The sequence below is a fragment of the Laceyella sacchari genome (assembly GCF_024927925.1).
Lineage (GTDB): Bacteria > Bacillota > Bacilli > Thermoactinomycetales > Thermoactinomycetaceae > Laceyella > Laceyella sacchari.
Genome location: NZ_CP103866.1, coordinates 2,433,729 through 2,451,765 on the forward strand (window position 1 = coordinate 2,433,729; position 18,037 = coordinate 2,451,765).

The following is an 18,037-nucleotide window of genomic DNA, read 5'->3' on the forward strand; positions in this document are numbered from 1 at the left end:
CTTTACATTAACAACCAATTTCTCTGGCAATGATGTTTCGTTGAATTTCCGATGTTCCCTCACCAATCTCCGTCAATTTGACATCACGGAAGAAACGTTCCACTTTATAATCATGAATGTACCCCCAGCCGCCATGGATTTGTACGGCTTGGTTGCACACTTTCATCGCGATTTCTGAGGCAAACAACTTGCACATCGAAGCCTCTTTGGTAAATTTGCGCCCTTGATCCTTCAGCCAAGCCGCTTTGTACACATACGTGCGGGCCAATTCGATCAACATGTGCATATCTGCAAGCTTATGTTGAATCGCTTGGAATTTGGACAGGGATTGCCCGAATTGCGTGCGTTGCCGTGCATAATTTAACGCCAATTCATAGGCGCCCTGAGCGATTCCTACTGCCATCGCCCCAATGCCGATTCTCCCTCCGTCAAGCGTAATCAAAAATTGCTTGAAACCCTGCCCAATTTCCCCCAGAACGCTGTCTTCAGGAACCCGAACGCCCTCCAACACCAGCTCGGTGGTATTGGAACTGTGCAGGCCCAGCTTATTCAGATTATCCAATACCTGAAAACCAGGTGCGTCTGTAGGCACGATAAATGCGGTGATTTCCCGCCGGCCCTCATCCGACTGGCCTGTCACCGCCGTCAGCGCCAGAAACTTGGCATAACTCGCATTGGTGATAAAGCACTTGCTGCCGTTGATAACCCAGCCGTTTTCATCTTTGACCGCTCGGGTTCTCGTGCCTCCTGCATCTGAACCCGCCCCTGGTTCCGTCAGGCCGAACGCCCCCAGCGTTTTTCCTTGGCACAATGGAACGAGGTAGCGTTGCTTTTGCTCTTCCGTTCCAAACAGGTAAATGGGGGCGCAACCTAACGAAATGTGTGCCGAATAGGTGATGCCGGTGGATGCACACACGCGGCTCAACTCTTCCACAGCGATCGCGAAACTCACCGTATCCGCTCCAGCACCGCCCACTTCTTCCGGAAAAGGCAGACCCATCAAATTGAGGTCAGCCATTTTTTCGAATATCTCAATTGGAAAGCGTTTGCTTCGATCTCGTTCATCTGCTCCCGGGGCCACTTCTCCTTCTGCAAAATCACGTAACAGTTTGCGAATCATTTTTTGTTCTGCTGTTAAATCATAATTCATGAACCCCACTCCTCTTCGCTGACTTGTTGCAAGCGTTTCCATTTCTATTATAGGTTCATTTGTTGGAGTACTTCAATAATTTTTAAAAATGCAACAACGCCCGGCCGAGAATTGTCCGAAACTTATTTGCATTGGACTGGGAAAAGGATTAAAATTGAATCAACAAACGAAACAAAAACACACCCTGTAGGCAGGGTGTGAAAAGAAGCAGAATGGATGGGTTTTGGTTTTATTCCAAGAAGTCCTTCAAGCGTTTGCTGCGGCTGGGATGGCGCAACTTGCGCAACGCTTTCGCTTCAATCTGGCGAATGCGCTCACGGGTAACACCAAACACTTTGCCCACTTCCTCCAAGGTGCGGGTGCGTCCATCATCCAAACCAAAACGCAGTCGCAGAACATTCTCTTCCCGTTCGGACAGCGTATCAAGAACTTCTTTCAATTGTTCTTTTAACAATTCATAAGCCGCAGCATCCGCGGGCGCTTGCGCATCATCATCCGGAATGAAGTCACCCAAGTGGGAATCGTCCTCTTCACCGATCGGTGTCTCCAGCGATACGGGCTCTTGGGCGATTTTCATGATTTCACGCACTTTTTCCGGACTTAGGCCCATTTCTTTAGCAATCTCTTCAGGTGAGGGTTCGCGCCCTAACTCTTGTAGCAATTGTCTTGACACCCGAATCAACTTGTTAATCGTTTCCACCATATGCACAGGGATCCGGATCGTCCGCGCTTGGTCGGCAATCGCCCGGGTGATCGCTTGGCGAATCCACCAAGTGGCATAAGTACTGAACTTAAATCCTTTGCGGAAATCAAACTTTTCTACAGCTTTGATTAAACCCATGTTTCCTTCTTGGATCAAATCGAGAAAGAGCATACCGCGCCCAACATAACGTTTGGCAATGCTGACCACCAGACGCAAGTTCGCTTCGGCAAGCCTGCGCTTAGCCTCCTCATCTCCATGCTCGATCCGTTTTGCCAATTCCACTTCCTCTTCTGCGGTCAACAGGGGTACGCGTCCAATCTCCTTCAGATACATGCGCACCGGATCGTTGATTTTCACCCCAGGAGGCACACTCAGATCTTCGTCAAGATAAGAGTCGTCCTCTTCCATTTCCACGTCGTCTGGGCTTTCAAACTCATCATCATTCTCTTCGTTGATTACTTCAATTCCCTGCTCACTCAATTGCTCAAAGAAGTCATCGATCTGCTGGGAATCTTGGTCAAACGGAGCCAATCTCTCCATAATCGTCTTATAGGTGACCACACCCTGCTTTTTACCGCCCTCAACAAGCTGCTCCTTCACTTGGTCGAGCGTCAATTCCATCTCAGTATCCACATTTTGTTCTTTCGCCAAGATCGATTTCCTCCTTTCTGATGAACTCCTACTTCATCCGTGTTTGAAGCTGTTTCCTCAGCTGCGCGATCTCTTGCATCAACTGCGCGGCCTTGACGGGTTCATCAGCACGCGATAATCGTTCAACCATTTTTTCTTTTTCTTCAATATCTCTCAATATGGGGACGTTCTTTATATGCCGGACATAATCCAACAACGCTTCTTCCGGTAAATGTTCAGGTACATCAAGCATCGCACATTCACTTGCTTTGGAAATAAGCGCCTGATCGGGGAGAGAACTGATGAATCGACCCATGTCTTCGGGATTCCCCTGATCATAATAGACATATAGATAGGCAACAAGCGCTGCGTATATCTCCGTATTAAAATCTGCGCCGATCTTTTCTTTCACCCATTCCGTAACCGTGCGGCTCCTCATCATGTGGGCGACGAGGTACATTTCCGATTTTTCCGCGACGGAATGAACTTGTGTCCCAGCGAGCAAATGTTTGCCAGGCTCTCGATACCCATTATTCCACCTGAAGCCCTCTTTATCCCTTCTGGTCTCGCCCTTTTTCCGTTTTTTTGCGCGCCTGAGGTCTTCCTTCAGCGCGTCCAGCGAGAGCCCAAACTCTTCGGCCAATCGCCGCAGGTAATGATCTTGTTCAACAACCAGCGGCAATTCCGCAATTGTGCCAATCGCTTCCGCCAAATATTTCATCCGATCGTCTTCATCATGAAGATTGTGGTGTCTCTTTAGGTTTTCCAGTTTAAATGCGGTTAATGTCAAAGCCGCGGACAGGACTTCTTCCTTAAATGCTGTTCCCCCGAACCGGAGAATGTAATCATCAGGATCCATACCGTGGGGCATTTGTGCAATTTTGACTGTACACTCCTGCTTCCTCAATAGCTCCATCCCCCGGGCCGCCGCATTCTGACCCGCTTGATCGGAATCATAGCAAAGGATGACCGTTTCAGTATTGCGTTTCAGAATCCGCGCTTGATCATCAGTGAGCGAAGTACCCAACGTAGCCACGCAACCTGGAAAGCCCGCTTGCCAAGCAGATATCACATCCATGTAACCTTCAAACAAGATCGCTTGTTGTTCCTTGCGAATGTGCGAACGTGCGCGATGGAGGTTAAATAAATAATTCCCTTTTGAAAAGATAGGCGTCTCTGGGCTATTCATGTACTTGGGGCGCCCTTCGCCCAACAGCCGCCCGCCAAACGCGATGACCCGGCCTTGCGAATCCATGATCGGAAACATGATGCGGTCACGAAAGCGGTCAAAGTACTTCTTCATACCTTTGTCTTCACGCAAGGATAAAAGCCCCGCTTTTTCTAACAGCGCTTCGTTGAAATCCCTTCCCTTCAAAAACGACAGGAGAAAATCAAACGATGCAGGCGCGTAACCTAGCTGAAACTCTTCCATCGCTTCCGGCGAAACACCACGCTTTACCAAATAATTACGCGCCTCTGCCCCATAGCGCGTCTTCATCAGCACATGATGGTAAAGCTTCGCTGCCAAGTCCATGGCCTTGCGCATCTCCATCCGCTCAATCTCAGCGGGATCTGTCTCAGACGGTCCCGTTTCGGGAACGTGGATACCCGCCTGATCGGCCAAATGGCGAATGGCTTCTGCGAAGGTGAGCTGTTCGACATCCATGACAAACTTAATGGTGTCTCCACCGGCACCGCAACCAAAACAATAATAAATCTGTTTATCGGGCGCTACAGAAAATGAGGGCGATTTTTCAGAGTGAAATGGACATAATCCGAAATAATTGCGGCCACTTTTCTTAAGAGATACATACTGTTGAACAATGTCTACTATATCAAAATGCCGTCGTACTTGGTCAATCACTTCGTCAGGGATTCGTCCCCCCATACAGAATCACTGCTTTCTGTACATTTCCGATAGATGTAAATAGGAGTGTGATGTGCGGAACGAATGTTATCTATTCGCCAACATTCGTCAAAGTCCTTCTCAGTAAGCCTCAAATTCAATTGGTAATATTTACTGATCAATCCTTGGCACTTACTTATCCTATCCTCCTATTCTACATAAATATAGGTTCTCCTTCTGTTAACCTTTTTTTACAATTGACGGATTTTGTAATTTGTTGTCGAGTTATGGCATTTCCTACCCCTTAACTTTTTATCTTACTTCTATCATAGAACCATTTCAACAAAAAATACCCGGAATTTTCCGGGTAAATCTTGGACATCGCAAAATGCCTGGCGCTTCTGAGACCTTGTCCCATCTATCTATCCTTAAAACAGACGATTCCCTACTGGCTACGTCGTGCAATCTCTGCTTGCGCGGCGGCGAGTCGAGCCAACGGTACGCGGTATGGAGAACAACTCACATAGTCGAGCCCCACTTCATGGCAAAACTGAATCGATTTTTGTTCGCCACCATGCTCTCCACAAATGCCCAACTTTAATTGCGGGTTGGTTTTCCGCCCTTGCTCGGCTGCCCAACGGATCAGCTTGCCTACCCCGTCACGGTCCAGCACCATAAACGGATTCTCTGGCAAGATTTTTTCTTCCACATAAGCATGCAGAAATTTTCCTTCCGCATCATCACGGCTATAACCAAATGTCATCTGCGTTAAATCGTTGGTACCGAAGGAGAAAAAGTCGGCTTCAGCGGCAATCTCATCAGCGGTCAACGCCGCCCGTGGCACCTCGATCATCGTTCCCACCCGAAAAGCGATAGATGAACCATTTGCCGCCTTATGCCGTGCCAGTACTCCTTCAATGATCTGGCGCAATCGCTTCAGCTCATTTACATGGCCGACCAGCGGAACCATGATCTCCACCTGTACCGGAATACCTTGAGACAGGCATTCGGCTGCTGCCAGACCAATCGCTTCCACCTGCATCTCAGCGATTTCCGGGTAAGTCAAAGCCAAACGGCAACCGCGGTGTCCCAGCATCGGATTGGCTTCACTTAATGCCCGCACTTTTTTGATCCATTGCTCTTGTTGTTTCCGCTGTTGCGGGTCCACATCACCCATGCTCTCACGCTTAGCCTGTGATACCACTAGCTCTTCCAAGTCTGGCACAAACTCATGCAACGGAGGGTCCAACAATCGGATGGTGACGGGCAACCCTTCCATCGCGCGGAACAACCCGACGAAATCTTCCTTCTGCATCGGTAAAAGCTCTTCCAGGGCCTCCTTGCGCTCCGCAAGCGTCTCAGCCATAATCATCTTTTGCATAACAGGCAAACGGCCTGCATCCATGAACATATGTTCGGTTCGGCACAAACCTATACCTTCCGCACCAAACGCACGCGCTTTCTTGGCGTCTTCCGGTGTATCGGCATTGGTGCGTACCTGCAAGCGTCTCACCTCGTCCGCCCATGCAAGCAATTCCTCACATTCAGCTGACAACATCGGTTCGATCAGCGGCAACTCACCAAGATAGACCATCCCCGTGCCACCGTCGATGGAGATGCGATCCCCTTCATGCAAGGTTTGTCCAGCTGCGGTTACCTGTTTTCGCTTACCATCGATGCGCAACTCCTCACATCCGCAAATGCACGCCTTGCCCATGCCCCTGGCGACAACGGCGGCATGGCTGGTCATGCCTCCCCGGCTGGTAAGAATCCCTTTGGCGGCAAGAATGCCGTGGATGTCGTCCGGTGTCGTTTCCGGTCGCACCAGAATTACCGCTTCACCCGCTTTCGCCCAACGCTCAGCATCGTCAGCGCTGAAAACGATACGGCCCGTCGCCGCTCCAGGCGAAGCCGGCAAACCTTTAACCCAAGGTTTGCGTTCACCCAGTTCCGCAAATTGGCGATGAAGCAACCGTTCAATCATTTCCGGTTCAATACGCATCAAGGCCTCTTCCCGGTTGATAACGTTTTCATTTACGAGGTCAACAGCGATTTTGACCGCGGCTTGGGCGGTTCGTTTGCCGTTTCTCGTTTGCAAGATATACAGCTTGCCTTGTTCAACCGTGAATTCGATATCCTGCATATCTTTATAATGCAGTTCCAACCGCTTTGCAATCATCATGAGTTCCTCATACACTTCTGGCATGCTCTCAGCCAGCTCCCCAATCGGCCGCGGCGTACGAATGCCCGCCACCACATCTTCGCCTTGAGCGTTCAAGAGAAACTCCCCATACAATTTTTGCTCACCCGTCGCGGGATTGCGCGTAAAGGCCACCCCGGTTCCGGAATCATTGCCGCGATTGCCAAACACCATCGCCTGCACATTGACCGCCGTCCCCAAATCATCCGGGATGCGGTGAATCTTGCGATAAACACGGGCGCGAGCGTTATTCCAGGAGAGGAATACGGCTTCCACCGCCTGCCGCAATTGTTCCAGCGGATTTTGCGGAAATGGCCGTTTTGACTTTTCCAAGATAAACCCTTGATACTCTTCGATGATCGCTTGCAGATGCTTGGCGGAAAGCTCGGTATCCAAGCGCAAACCCGCAACCTGCTTGTGCCGCTCCATGATCTGCTCAAAGCGGAAATGATCAAGCCCCAACACCACATTGCCGAACATCTGGATCAAACGGCGGTAACAATCATACGCAAAACGGGGATTGCCGGTCTGCTTGGCCAATCCTTCCACCGTGTCGTCATTCAAGCCCAGATTCAAGATCGTATCCATCATGCCTGGCATCGAATGCACCGCGCCCGACCGTACGGATAACAGCAGAGGAGCGTCGGGGTTACCCAGCCACTTTCCAGTCTGTTCTTGCAAATCGTCCAACGCTTCCCGCAGTTCACGCGCAACTTGCTCCGGGAGTTGTTCGCCTTCAGCAAAAAAACGGCGACAAGCTTCAGTGGTAATCGTGAATCCGGGTGGCACGGGGAGCCCCACCCGCGTCATCTCCGCAAGATTGGCTCCCTTCCCCCCTAGTAATTCTTTCCACTCGGCCTTCCCTTCTGCAAATGAATAGATGGTTTTCACAGTCATGCCCGAGTGCCCCCCTTTTTGAGCATATCCAAAATCATGTTCGCTGTTTCTTCTACCGCTTTGTTGGAAACGTCGATCACTGGACATCCGAGCCGCCGAATTACGCGATCCGCGTATTCCAGCTCATAGATGATCCGTTCCATGCTCGCATAGTTGGCGCCTGTGGCCAAGCCCAGTGACTTCAAGCGTTCTTGGCGGATATTATTCAATTGTTGCGGATCAATCGTCAAACCGATGCATCGGTTCACCGGAATCTCAAACAATTCTTCAGGTGGTTCTACTTCTGGCACAAGGGGCACATTGGCCACTTTCAACCGTTTGTGCGCCAAGTACATGGATAATGGGGTTTTGGAAGTGCGTGACACCCCGATTAACACCACATCCGCCCCCAGCACGCCGCGCGGGTCTTTTCCGTCATCATATTTGACAGCGAACTCGATCGCTTCCACTTTGCGGAAATAATCTTCATCCAGCTTGTGGATCAAGCCCGGTTCCTGGCGTGGTTGCATTTGGTACAGGCGAGACATGCCGCGGATCATCGGCCCCATGATGTCCACATACGGCACATCTTTCCGTTCAGCCTCTTCAATCAATAGCTGTTGCAATTCTGGCAACACTAATGTAAACGCGATCAGGGCATTTTCCTCTTTGGCGGCTTGCACCGTTTCTTTGATGGTTTCTTTATCGGAGACGTAAGGAATGCGGCGAATGTCCAGGGACGCTCCATTGAATTGGATGGATGCCGCCCGCACCACAAACTCCGCCGTCTCACCTACAGAGTCAGACACCACATAAACGACAGGTTGATGTTCAATCATGAATTGGGCTTCCCTCCTTCAACCGGGTTACGGTTGTCCTAGTTCGACAAATGCTTTCACTAAGGTAGTTTTACTGATCCGACCGACCACTTCCATCTCCTGGGGACGATCTTGGAACGGGCGCACGACAGGAAGTGAATCAACTTCATGCCGCATCATCTGTACCGCCGCATAATAGAGCGTGTCGTCGGGCGTGCACGTGACGATATTCGGCATGCGCGTCATGATGACGCCAACAGGCATCGAACGCAGTTCTTGCTTACCCATTGCAGCTTGCAACAGGTCTTTGCGGGAAACGACGCCAACCAATTGTCCCTCATTTTTGGTCACAATCAGGGAACCCACATCCTCCAAAAACATCGTGCAAATCGCGTCGTAAATGGATGTTTCCTCCCGAACCACGACTGGCAGGGACTTATAATCTCGCACAGATAAATTGCGGATATGTTCACCCAGCAGTTGGTTTGTCGTTTTTCCGGAATAGAAATAGCCAACGCGAGGCCGGGCGTCCAACAGACCAGCCATGGTCAGGATGGCCAAGTCAGGCCTTAATGTCGCTCGAGTCAACTTGAGCTTTTCCGCGATTTGTTCACCTGTGATCGGGCCTTCCGCCTTTACGATCTCAAGGATTTTTTCTTGGCGTTTCGTCAGTTCGATACGCTTACACCCCCTGGTGGAGCAAAATATCTCATTTTAATATGACATACTATTTTATGATAATCTAGATATAGTATATACTAAATGATTCTGTTTTTACCACTGCAATTTTTTGGCTCATAGGTTACGCTATAAGCAACTAGATTGCAAAAATCTAATGAAGTATTGGACATGGATTCTAACTAATCATAGGAGATGAATAACATGCTGTTCACCAATCCGATTGCCGCATATTGTCCCATTCACTTTCACGCGTTGCGCCAAACGGCGGACGCCGGCTGCCAGCAGATTGAATTGCAACTCCCCAGCGATACCTATTCAGCCACCGAGCTATCGGAGCTGCTGCAACTGTCAAAGCTCACACCGGTCGCCTTCAGAGCTCCTGTTTCTCTGGGATTGGGCACCTCCTCTTTTCCATTGGAAGAATGGAAACATTGGATTGCGCTCATCGCCCAGCTAAACTTGGAAAAACCCCGTTTGGTATGTCACGCCGCTCCGGTGCCACTCGGTGCGATCTTTGAATACATGGATGATCACCCAACCGATTTCCATTCATTGCAAGAAATGAAAAGCGAGTTGGTAAAGCGCATCGCCGCACAACTCAACCAACTGCACGAAATCGGCAAGGCGGCCAACATTGAGTTGTTCATCGAAAATGCTCCGATGGGCGGAGATACTTATTTTGAACCGGGTCATTCCATGCTTTACCCAGTTCTGCGAACTCCCCGCCATCTTTTGCAATTAACCGAGCAAGCCCCCGTGCAGATCTGTTTTGACACGGCTCATGCCCGGATTACGTCCAATGCGCTCACTTATATGCACCGCTCCCGGAGCCTTTTTGCCGGAGCCACCGAACAAGAGATTTTGCACGCTCCAAACCATTGGCTTCGTTTCCATGAACTGTGCAAAGAACGCATCGGACTGGTACGGTTGGGTTATGCGCTCAGTTGGGGAGACACCCCTTCCACCCGTCACATCCCATTTCCCGAATCTGCCTACGATGAATTGATCGATTTCGCTGAGCAAGTCGACCCCTCTCTCCCCATTGTACTGGCGGTCGGCGGAAAAGAATCGCTACAGCAATCGTTGGCCACACTTCATGAATTAAAACGGACATAATAGGTATGATCTTTATGCCGAGGCCATGGGGAAAGATCGTTTTCCCTCCGGCCTCGATTGCTTTATTGATTGGCACTTACGAATACCTCATACAACCAGGATTCCACTTGCTGTCGTGAATGGATGCCGTCTGGATTGCGCACTGCTTCTGCCTCCTCTTTGGAGACGCCGTATTCCCTGGCATCCGGCGAATTGGCCGCCCCACGGCTGATATAATATAAACGGCTGTTCCCAAAAAACGTGATGTCGTATCCATAAAAATCAGGCAGTTGATAGGCGGCCTCATCAAACGGCATTTTGCCGATCCGTTTCCAAGCGCCAGTCAGAATCGGCGCCGCCTCCGTACACAAAGTAAATATTTGTTTTTTCTCTTTCTTCTTGAAGGTGGCCAAGGTCATCGCTCTTTTGCTAAACAGATCATAATATTCGAGGTACCAAGGCTCATCCGGCTTCCCACCGCGGACAATCATGCCGTATCCGGTCAGCTTACCGTCCAACAGCGGTATTGCCACGATGTCACCCGGTTGAATTTGATCTGATTTGGCCGATTTGGGCGCTTTTTTCACTTTGATTTTGCAATCGGTCACTTGCTTGCCAGCCAGTTCGTCACTGGCGCGTTCTCCCGCGATGGCGAGGGAGACTTGCATGATGCCCTGCCATTCTTCCAATGTCGGTGTGCGTCCGATTTGTTCGACACTGGTGCGGGCGAGATTAACCCAAGTCTCACTTAACATTTGGCTCAACTCTTGCTCATGCGGATGCGGTTTCTTTGGTGTTGTCTCTTTTTTTCTTGGCATGATCGGGTATCACACTCTCCCAATATTTGGCATATATCTAATGGTTTCAAAAACGATGCCGATTGTTGCCTTTCATCGATGCAGACAGAAGCGGATAGCGTGTAAAACCCTATCCGTCCGCATCCATCACTACTTCCCATTCCATGGCTAATCAGCATACATAATGGTTCCACATCTTATTTTAAATCTTTTATTTTATGTTACAACCGGTGCCTTCCCTTCCAACTCCCTGATGATAATCCGTCGCTGTCATCCCGTATATGACGATGTCCTCAAATCGCCCATACAGATGGGCAGCTTCCTTCAATATCCCTTCCTGACGAAATCCCAATCGTTCTGGGATCGCCCTGCTTCGATGGTTGGGGGCTGCCACCCGAATCTCGATGCGATTGAGACCATAATGCTCAAAGCCAATTGCAAGAAGCGCCCGGACTGCAGCGCTTGCCAGCCCTTTTCCTTGCTGATCGGCAGCAAGCCAGTAACCGATCTCCCCCTGACGGTTGAGCCAGTTTAACTGATGGAAACCAATCATGCCGACAATATGGCCTTTAAGCACCATCGCTGCTTGGAATCCTTGATTGTCAGCGTACTGGTTCAACCAATTTTTTATGATGGATTCATAGTCGTCGGGTGATTTCATATCATCCACCCAAGGCAGCCAAGGACGCAAATGGAAGCGATTTTGATCGACGACCGCGTATAACTCTTCCCGATCTGCTTGTGTGGGCAACTTTAATGAAAGCTGTTCATTTACCTGAAAATAAAACAACGTCCTCTTCCTCCTTCACAGCGAGTGATGGGAATCCACATTGTAAATAAAACGCAAGCGAGTGAAAGCTTGCGTTTTGCATACAAATCAGGAAGGGAAAACCACATGTTCAAACGCGGCAAATGCGCTTGTCAACGACGTGATTTCCCTTAACAGGGCCAAGCGGTTTTTTCTCACCGTTTCATCATCAACCATGACCATGACCTGATCGAAATATTGATGGATTTCCGGCACCATGATTATCAGGGCGTGGTAGAGAGCGCTGGGATCATCGTTCTCTTTGGCCCGCTCCCACTCCGTTTTGGCGCGGTTAAGGGCTTCATATAAGCTGTGTTCAGCCGGATCAGCGAACAAGTCGGCCGTCACCGCTGTATCGTCTGCTTTGGCCGCCAAATTGGCAACGCGGGTGAAACCTTCCACTTCCAATTTGAACGCATCTCGATCCAACTGATCCATCAGTACTTGCGCTTTGCGGATGATAAACGCTGGATACGACAGTTCTCCTCCTAACACCGCCTCGATCACATCATAGCGAATCTCCATCTCTTGCATGACGGCTTTCAGGCGCAAAGCGAAGAATTGGAGCAAATCCCGTTCTACCTCAAGGCGTTCTACTTTGAGAAGACCAGCCTGCGCCAACTGATCCACCGCCGCTTTGATCAACGCAGTGAGCGAAAGCGACTGGAAGGAGGGGCTCAGCAGAATCTGCACGATGCCGGCCGCTTTTCTACGCAGGCCATAGGGGTCTTGCGAACCTGTCGGCTGGATGCCGATACCAAAGCTAGCGGCGATGGCATCCATTTTGTCTGCCAAACCGATCAATCCGCCGAGCAGATGCTGCGGCACGTCATCTCCTGAAAAACGGGGCAGGTAGTGTTCATGAATCGCTTTTGCCACTTCCGCGTCTTCTCCATGCGCCAATGCATAATGGCTGCCCATGATGCCTTCCAATTCCGGGAATTCCCCGACCATTTGCGTAGCCAGGTCAAATTTGCAAATCGCGGCAGCGCGATCCAGTTTGGATCGGTCGACTGGCAAGCCCCCTTGTTCGGCTAAAATCCGAGCCACCTCTCCAATCCGTCCGATCCGGTCACCGACGCTACCCAACTCTTCTTGGTAGACGATGTTGGCCAGCTTCGCATTGGCCTCTTCTATCGGCAATTTCAAATCTTCATCGTAGAAGAAGCGGGCATCGGCCAGCCGCGCGCGCAATACTTTTTCATTCCCTTTGGCCACATTCTCCAACCCGTTGCTGTCACCGTTGCGAACAGCCACGAAGAATGGAAGCAATTGGCCGGATCGGTCTTCCACCGGGAAATACCGCTGATGTTCGCGCATGGTAGTAATCAGCACTTCACGAGGCACTGCTAAGTACTCTGTGGAGAATGTGCCATAAAACGCAGTCGGGTATTCCACCAGATGCGTCACTTCGTCCAACAGTCCCTCATCAACGGGGATTTTCCAGTTGTGCGTCTCCTCCAGTTGCCGCAATTGGCTCAAAATCAAGTTGCGGCGTTCTTCGACGTCGGCGAGCACATATTGGCCGCGCAAGTCCTCTACATAGCGCTCCGGTGTGGAGAGCGCAATTTCCTGTCCTAAGAAACGATGTCCACGGGTGAGATTGCCAGCCTTTAACCCCGCCCATTCCACTGGCACCACTTCTTCTCCAAACAAGCAGACCAACCAGCGCACCGGGCGAATGAATCGGGTGCGGTCATTCCACCGCATGGTTTTTGGGAAGTGCAAACTGGAGATCACTTCCGGCAACCCCTTTAGCAGCTGGGCAACCGTCTCTTCACCTGGCTGATGCAATTGGGCGAACACATAAGTCTCACCCTTCACTTCTTTCAACGTGAGCTGGTCGACGGTCAACCCGTTTTTGCGCGCAAATCCTTCCGCTGCTTTGCTCCAGCCTCCGTCCGGGGTCTTAGCAATCCGCGCTGCTGGGCCTCTCACTTCTTCTTCCTTGTCGGCTTGCTTCTCAGCCACAGCGTGGATAAGCACCGTCAGGCGCCGCGGTGTCGCATAGGTTTTCACTGCTCCATGCTGAATGCGATTTTCTGTCAACCAAGCGGACACCTTATCTCCCAGTTGCTGTACCGCCCCGTCAATGAACCGCGCCGGCACCTCTTCGCAACCAATTTCCAATAGCAAATCCCGTTCGCTCATTTCGATTCCCCTCCCTTGTCTTTCAATAATGGGAAGCCCAATTTTTCACGTTCTTCAATGTACGCGCGGGCGATGCGGCGTGATAGGTTGCGTACCCGGCCAATGTAACCGGTGCGTTCGGTCACACTGATCGCTCCCCGTGCATCGAGCAGATTAAAGGTATGGGAACATTTCAGCGCATAATCATATGCCGGGAAAACCAAATTCTCTTCCAACGCTCTCTTCGCCTCACGCTCATACTGGTCAAACAATTGGAACAGCCATTCTTTATCCGAGATTTCAAATGTGTATTTGGAATGCTCGTATTCGGGTTGCTGGAAAACATCACCATACTTTACGCCATCCACCCATTCAAGCTCATACACATTCTCTTTGTCTTGTATGTAGAGTGCCAGTCGCTCCAGACCGTAGGTCAACTCCACCGACACCGGCTCTACATCCATGCTCCCCACTTGTTGGAAATAGGTGAACTGGGTTGCTTCCATTCCATCAACCCATACTTCCCAGCCCAATCCCGCGGCACCAAAAGTGGGATTTTCCCAGTTATCTTCCACAAAGCGGATGTCATGCTGAAGCGGATCAAGCCCCAGTGCCTTCAAGCTGTCCAAATAAATTTCCTGGATATTCTCTGGCACCGGCTTTAAAATGACTTGAAATTGATGGTGTTGATACAACCGGTTGGGATTTTCGCCATAGCGCCCGTCAGCTGGACGGCGCGAAGGCTCCACATACGCCGCTTTCCATGGCTCCGGGCCGAGCGCGCGCAAAAACGTCATCGGATTCAGCGTGCCAGCCCCTTTTTCCGTGTCGTATGGTTGCACGAGGACGCAACCTTGTGACGACCAGAATTCCTGCAACTGTTTGATCATTTGTTGCATATTCATGAAATACACAACCCCCCACGTCTTTTTAAACACTAAAAAACCTCTCGTCCCATGACAAAAGAAGTGTTTGCCATAGGGACGAGAGGTTATTTCCCGCGGTTCCACCCTATTTGGCTGACAACGTATCGCCAGCCCGCTCTCAGTATGGTGCGCTCCGGAACTGCCCTTCACCAAGCACCGTCACCAGGCTTCCACCCTCCCCGGTTCGCTTTGCACGGCCGTCTTGGCTACTCCTTTTCCTTCTTCGCGCACACTCGCATTGATCTAGCCTGCGGCTTGCTTCTATATCACAAGCAAGCGTTTCATGGCAAAAAATATAACAAAACCAAAAGCCGTTGTCAATCATCCGCCAGCCCAAGTTTTGCGTATGCTGTCAAGCAAAGCGTGCGATTTGCACTCCCAAGGCAGATGCTCTTGCATAAACGCGCGGAGCAACGTCTCCAGCTGTTCATTTGTTTCTGCTTTGACCGACACTTCGCCCATTCGTTCGGGGGCAAGGCGGCCCAACAGCGGTAAGATGCGGGCTACTGCTGGCGATACCGAAAGCCCGCGTGGATCAAGATGGGCGCATGCTTCGCACAAAAAGCCGCCCTGGGTCACACTAAACCGAACCGGACGCGCATCTTGAAGGCAATGCGTGCAATGATCCAACACGGGTGCACTTCCGGCCAGAGAAAGGATTCTCAACTCGATGACCCTGGTCAAAATTTCAGGGTCGGTCCCTTGTTCCAGCCGGGTCAGCATGGTTTTCAGAAGGCGGTAAAAAGCAGGATGCGGTTCTTTCTCCGCCAAACTTTTATCAATCAATTCAAACCAATATGCTCCATATGTAGTAAGCAATAAATCAGAACGGATCCCATGATGCGAATCCAACAGATCCGCTTGAGACAAGGAAACGATGCCACCGCCGCCGAAGCTGACGAAATGGGCGACGGTGAAAGGCTCGGTCACGGCGCTGAAACGGCTCTTCGTTTTTTTGGACCCGCGGGCCATCAAGGCCACTTTGCCCAAAAACTCAGTGAACACCGTCACAATCTGATGGCTTTCCCCATAATCCCGAGCCTTCAGGACAATCCCTTCAAATTTGTTCAACAAGCGAATCGCCCTTTCTCCTAACCGTCCTCCTCGTCCTCTTCCGGGCGGTCATTTCCGTCCGTTTGCCGGGGCACTGCCAAATCTCTGTACAACAGGTAAGCGTCAACGCTTCCCGTTCGCTGAAAGATATTCCAGGCCAGATTTCGCAACTAGCATCATCCTTTCGGCTGTGCGATACACAAACTTAGGATGAACTAGAAAGGCGAGGAGTATTAGATGGAAAAATTGGTATTACTCTTCTTCGCGGTATCCGAATTGCCGCAACATCATCTCCTCATTGCGCCAATCCTTCTTCACTTTCACCCACAGATCGAGGAAGATACGGGTTCCAAGCAATCGCTCCATCTCTTCGCGGGCCCGTTTCCCCACTTCCTTCAGCAATGAGCCTTTCTTTCCGATCAAAATCCCCTTTTGGGAAGGACGCTCGGTATAAATGACCGCGCGGACGTCGACAATGTCTTTGTCTTCACGCCGCTTCATCTCCTCAATCACCACTGCCACCGAATGGGGAATTTCCTCGCGAGTCATCTCCAACACTTTTTCACGAATCAATTCCCCGACAATGAACCGCTCTGGGTGATCCGTCACTTGGTCAGCGGGATAATATTGCGGGCCCTCCGGCAAATGGCTTATCAACAAATCCATCAACGTAGAGGTATTGTTACCCTGCAACGCCGAAATCGGCACGACCTCGTTGAACGGATATTCCTTACGATAACGGTCGATCAGCGGTAATAACTCATCAGGATGAACTTGGTCAATCTTGTTGACGACCAAAAACACAGGGGTTTTCACATTGCGCAGATTTTCCATGATATAGCGATCCCCTGGCCCATACCCTTCCGCGGCATCAATCAAAAACAACACCAAATCCACTTCATCGAGGGCATCCCGGGCTGTCTTGACCAAAAACTCCCCTAATTTGGAATGTGGCTTATGAATTCCCGGCGTGTCTAAAAAGACGACCTGCCCTCTCTCATCGGTATACACCCCACGAATTTTGTTGCGAGTCGTCTGTGGTTTATCTGACATGATGGCGATCTTTTGCCCCACCACATGGTTCATCAGCGTGGATTTGCCCACATTTGGGCGACCGATCAATGCTACAAATCCCGAGCGGTAATTATTGTCCATGGCCATCTAAATCTTCCTTTCCAAACGCTCCCGGCAACAACTCACCCACTGTCGTCACCATGGTTTCTCCCTTCATGTTGGCAAGCCACACTTTCATATCAGGCGGGCACAACTCCGCCATGACTTGACGGCAAGCTCCACAAGGGGAAACCGGCCCCGGGGTGTCGGCGATAATCGCAATCCCTTCCAACGCTCGGTACCCCTCCGACACAGCCTTGAACAGCGCTGTCCGCTCCGCGCAGTTACTTAATCCATAGGACGCATTTTCTATGTTGCAGCCGGCGATGATCTTCCCATCCGCCGTCAGTAAAGCCGCACCGACGGGAAACTGAGAATAGGGCACATACGCCCGCTGCCTTGCCGATTTTGCAGCTTCGATCAACTTTTCCATTTCCATCCTCTTCTCCTTAAACAACAATCACATGCTAAACAGGGTTCCATTATTATAGAAAAAAAAAGGGGAGCATTACAAGAATTGCACCCCGATTCCGGCCACGATGGTTCCCAAGGCCGCGCCGAGCAGGATGGGCTTGCGGTTCACTTGATCCCGCAAACGGACGCCCATCACCATCCCCAAAAGCAACAGAGCCAATAACCCGATGTAGAGGTTCCCTGTCACCGCAATGATCAAAGCGGCCACGCAAAAAGAGAGCGACGTGATCATGCTGGGTTCCCAACCAGCCAAATCCACACGGTGCAACCACCCTTTGAGAAACATCGTCAAAAAGAAATTAAATACAATGATAACTGCTAATCCCATATTGGCGGGATAGGACGCCGTTTCTGACGTCTTGAGTGAAAAAAACAATGACTGAAGATAGGGATAAAACACGCTAAAGCCCACGATCACAGCCAAGCCTGCCGTCAGCAAAACAGCACCGGCCGCCACATCCTTGGCCACTTTAGCCAATGGGTGATACTCTTCAGTCACCAGATCAACCAACGCTTCAATCGCCGTATTGATCAATTCGGCGAACAGCACCAAGATGATCGTAACAAATAAAACCAAGACTTCCACTTTGCTCATCGGGAGGTACATGGCGAGCAATAAGACGATTAAAGCCGCGATATAATGAATCCGCATGTTGCGCTGGGTACCGATCGTATATTTTAATCCCTCCAACGCAAAAATGAAGCTTTTAATCAGTTTTGTCACCCACACAAGCTTG

The 18,037-nt window shown here is 50.5% G+C and carries 16 protein-coding genes; 1 reads left to right on the forward strand and 15 read right to left on the reverse strand.

Features of this window, described 5'->3' with window-relative positions; genetic code table 11:
• Positions 1 to 7: 7 nt before the first annotated feature.
• The 6 genes from NYR52_RS11830 to ccpN form a co-directional block, all read right to left on the reverse strand.
• Complete coding sequence (locus tag NYR52_RS11830; RefSeq protein ID WP_022736629.1) at positions 8 to 1,150, reverse strand: acyl-CoA dehydrogenase; 1,143 nt, start codon at positions 1,148 to 1,150, stop codon at positions 8 to 10.
• A 229-nt stretch (positions 1,151 to 1,379) separates the two neighbouring features.
• Complete coding sequence (rpoD, locus tag NYR52_RS11835) at positions 1,380 to 2,474, reverse strand: RNA polymerase sigma factor RpoD (RefSeq protein WP_375163204.1); 1,095 nt, start codon at positions 2,472 to 2,474, stop codon at positions 1,380 to 1,382.
• 58 nt (positions 2,475 to 2,532) lie between these two features.
• Positions 2,533 to 4,371, reverse strand: coding sequence for a DNA primase (dnaG, locus tag NYR52_RS11840; RefSeq protein WP_259435705.1), 1,839 nt, complete (start codon positions 4,369 to 4,371; stop codon positions 2,533 to 2,535).
• A 403-nt stretch (positions 4,372 to 4,774) separates the two neighbouring features.
• Positions 4,775 to 7,426, reverse strand: a complete 2,652-nt coding sequence (ppdK, locus tag NYR52_RS11845; RefSeq protein ID WP_259435706.1) for a pyruvate, phosphate dikinase — start codon at positions 7,424 to 7,426, stop codon at positions 4,775 to 4,777.
• Positions 7,423 to 8,244 (reverse strand): pyruvate, water dikinase regulatory protein, encoded by an 822-nt coding sequence (locus NYR52_RS11850; RefSeq protein ID WP_259435707.1) that lies wholly within the window; start codon positions 8,242 to 8,244, stop codon positions 7,423 to 7,425. Before NYR52_RS11850 ends, ppdK begins: the two co-directional genes overlap by 4 nt.
• Positions 8,245 to 8,271: 27 nt before the next feature.
• Complete coding sequence (ccpN, locus tag NYR52_RS11855; protein WP_029071851.1) at positions 8,272 to 8,895, reverse strand: transcriptional regulator CcpN; 624 nt, start codon at positions 8,893 to 8,895, stop codon at positions 8,272 to 8,274.
• Positions 8,896 to 9,105: 210 nt separating this feature from the next.
• Between ccpN and NYR52_RS11860 the strand changes: the two genes are divergently transcribed.
• Positions 9,106 to 10,020, forward strand: coding sequence for an IolE/MocC family protein (locus NYR52_RS11860; RefSeq protein ID WP_158283357.1), 915 nt, complete (start codon positions 9,106 to 9,108; stop codon positions 10,018 to 10,020).
• Between the two features lie 62 nt (positions 10,021 to 10,082).
• Here the strand turns inward: NYR52_RS11860 and NYR52_RS11865 are convergent, their stop codons facing one another.
• From NYR52_RS11865 to NYR52_RS11905, 9 genes are all read right to left on the reverse strand, one after another.
• Positions 10,083 to 10,817 carry an Imm26 family immunity protein gene (locus NYR52_RS11865; protein WP_132222504.1) on the reverse strand — a complete coding sequence of 245 codons (735 nt, stop codon included), beginning with the start codon at positions 10,815 to 10,817 and terminating at the stop codon, positions 10,083 to 10,085.
• Between the two features lie 190 nt (positions 10,818 to 11,007).
• Positions 11,008 to 11,586 (reverse strand): GNAT family N-acetyltransferase, encoded by a 579-nt coding sequence (locus NYR52_RS11870; RefSeq protein WP_132222506.1) that lies wholly within the window; start codon positions 11,584 to 11,586, stop codon positions 11,008 to 11,010.
• An 87-nt stretch (positions 11,587 to 11,673) separates the two neighbouring features.
• Entirely contained in the window at positions 11,674 to 13,755 is a 2,082-nt protein-coding gene (gene glyS / locus NYR52_RS11875) for a glycine--tRNA ligase subunit beta (RefSeq protein ID WP_259435708.1), read from the reverse strand.
• Entirely contained in the window at positions 13,752 to 14,639 is an 888-nt protein-coding gene (gene glyQ, locus NYR52_RS11880; protein WP_029071852.1) for a glycine--tRNA ligase subunit alpha, read from the reverse strand. Before glyQ ends, glyS begins: the two co-directional genes overlap by 4 nt.
• 342 nt (positions 14,640 to 14,981) lie before the next feature.
• Positions 14,982 to 15,734, reverse strand: coding sequence for a DNA repair protein RecO (gene recO / locus NYR52_RS11885; protein ID WP_158283358.1), 753 nt, complete (start codon positions 15,732 to 15,734; stop codon positions 14,982 to 14,984).
• A gap of 17 nt (positions 15,735 to 15,751) precedes the next feature.
• Complete coding sequence (locus NYR52_RS11890; protein ID WP_083464992.1) at positions 15,752 to 15,883, reverse strand: YqzL family protein; 132 nt, start codon at positions 15,881 to 15,883, stop codon at positions 15,752 to 15,754.
• Between the two features lie 82 nt (positions 15,884 to 15,965).
• Positions 15,966 to 16,868 carry a GTPase Era gene (gene era, locus NYR52_RS11895; protein ID WP_054096030.1) on the reverse strand — a complete coding sequence of 301 codons (903 nt, stop codon included), beginning with the start codon at positions 16,866 to 16,868 and terminating at the stop codon, positions 15,966 to 15,968.
• Positions 16,858 to 17,265 carry a cytidine deaminase gene (locus NYR52_RS11900; RefSeq protein WP_132222516.1) on the reverse strand — a complete coding sequence of 136 codons (408 nt, stop codon included), beginning with the start codon at positions 17,263 to 17,265 and terminating at the stop codon, positions 16,858 to 16,860. The genes era and NYR52_RS11900 overlap by 11 nt, the downstream gene beginning before the upstream one ends.
• Before the next feature lie 69 nt (positions 17,266 to 17,334).
• On the reverse strand, positions 17,335 to 18,030 hold the full coding sequence (locus NYR52_RS11905; RefSeq protein ID WP_022736644.1) for a diacylglycerol kinase: 696 nt from the start codon (positions 18,028 to 18,030) through the stop codon (positions 17,335 to 17,337).
• Positions 18,031 to 18,037 lie beyond the last annotated feature (7 nt).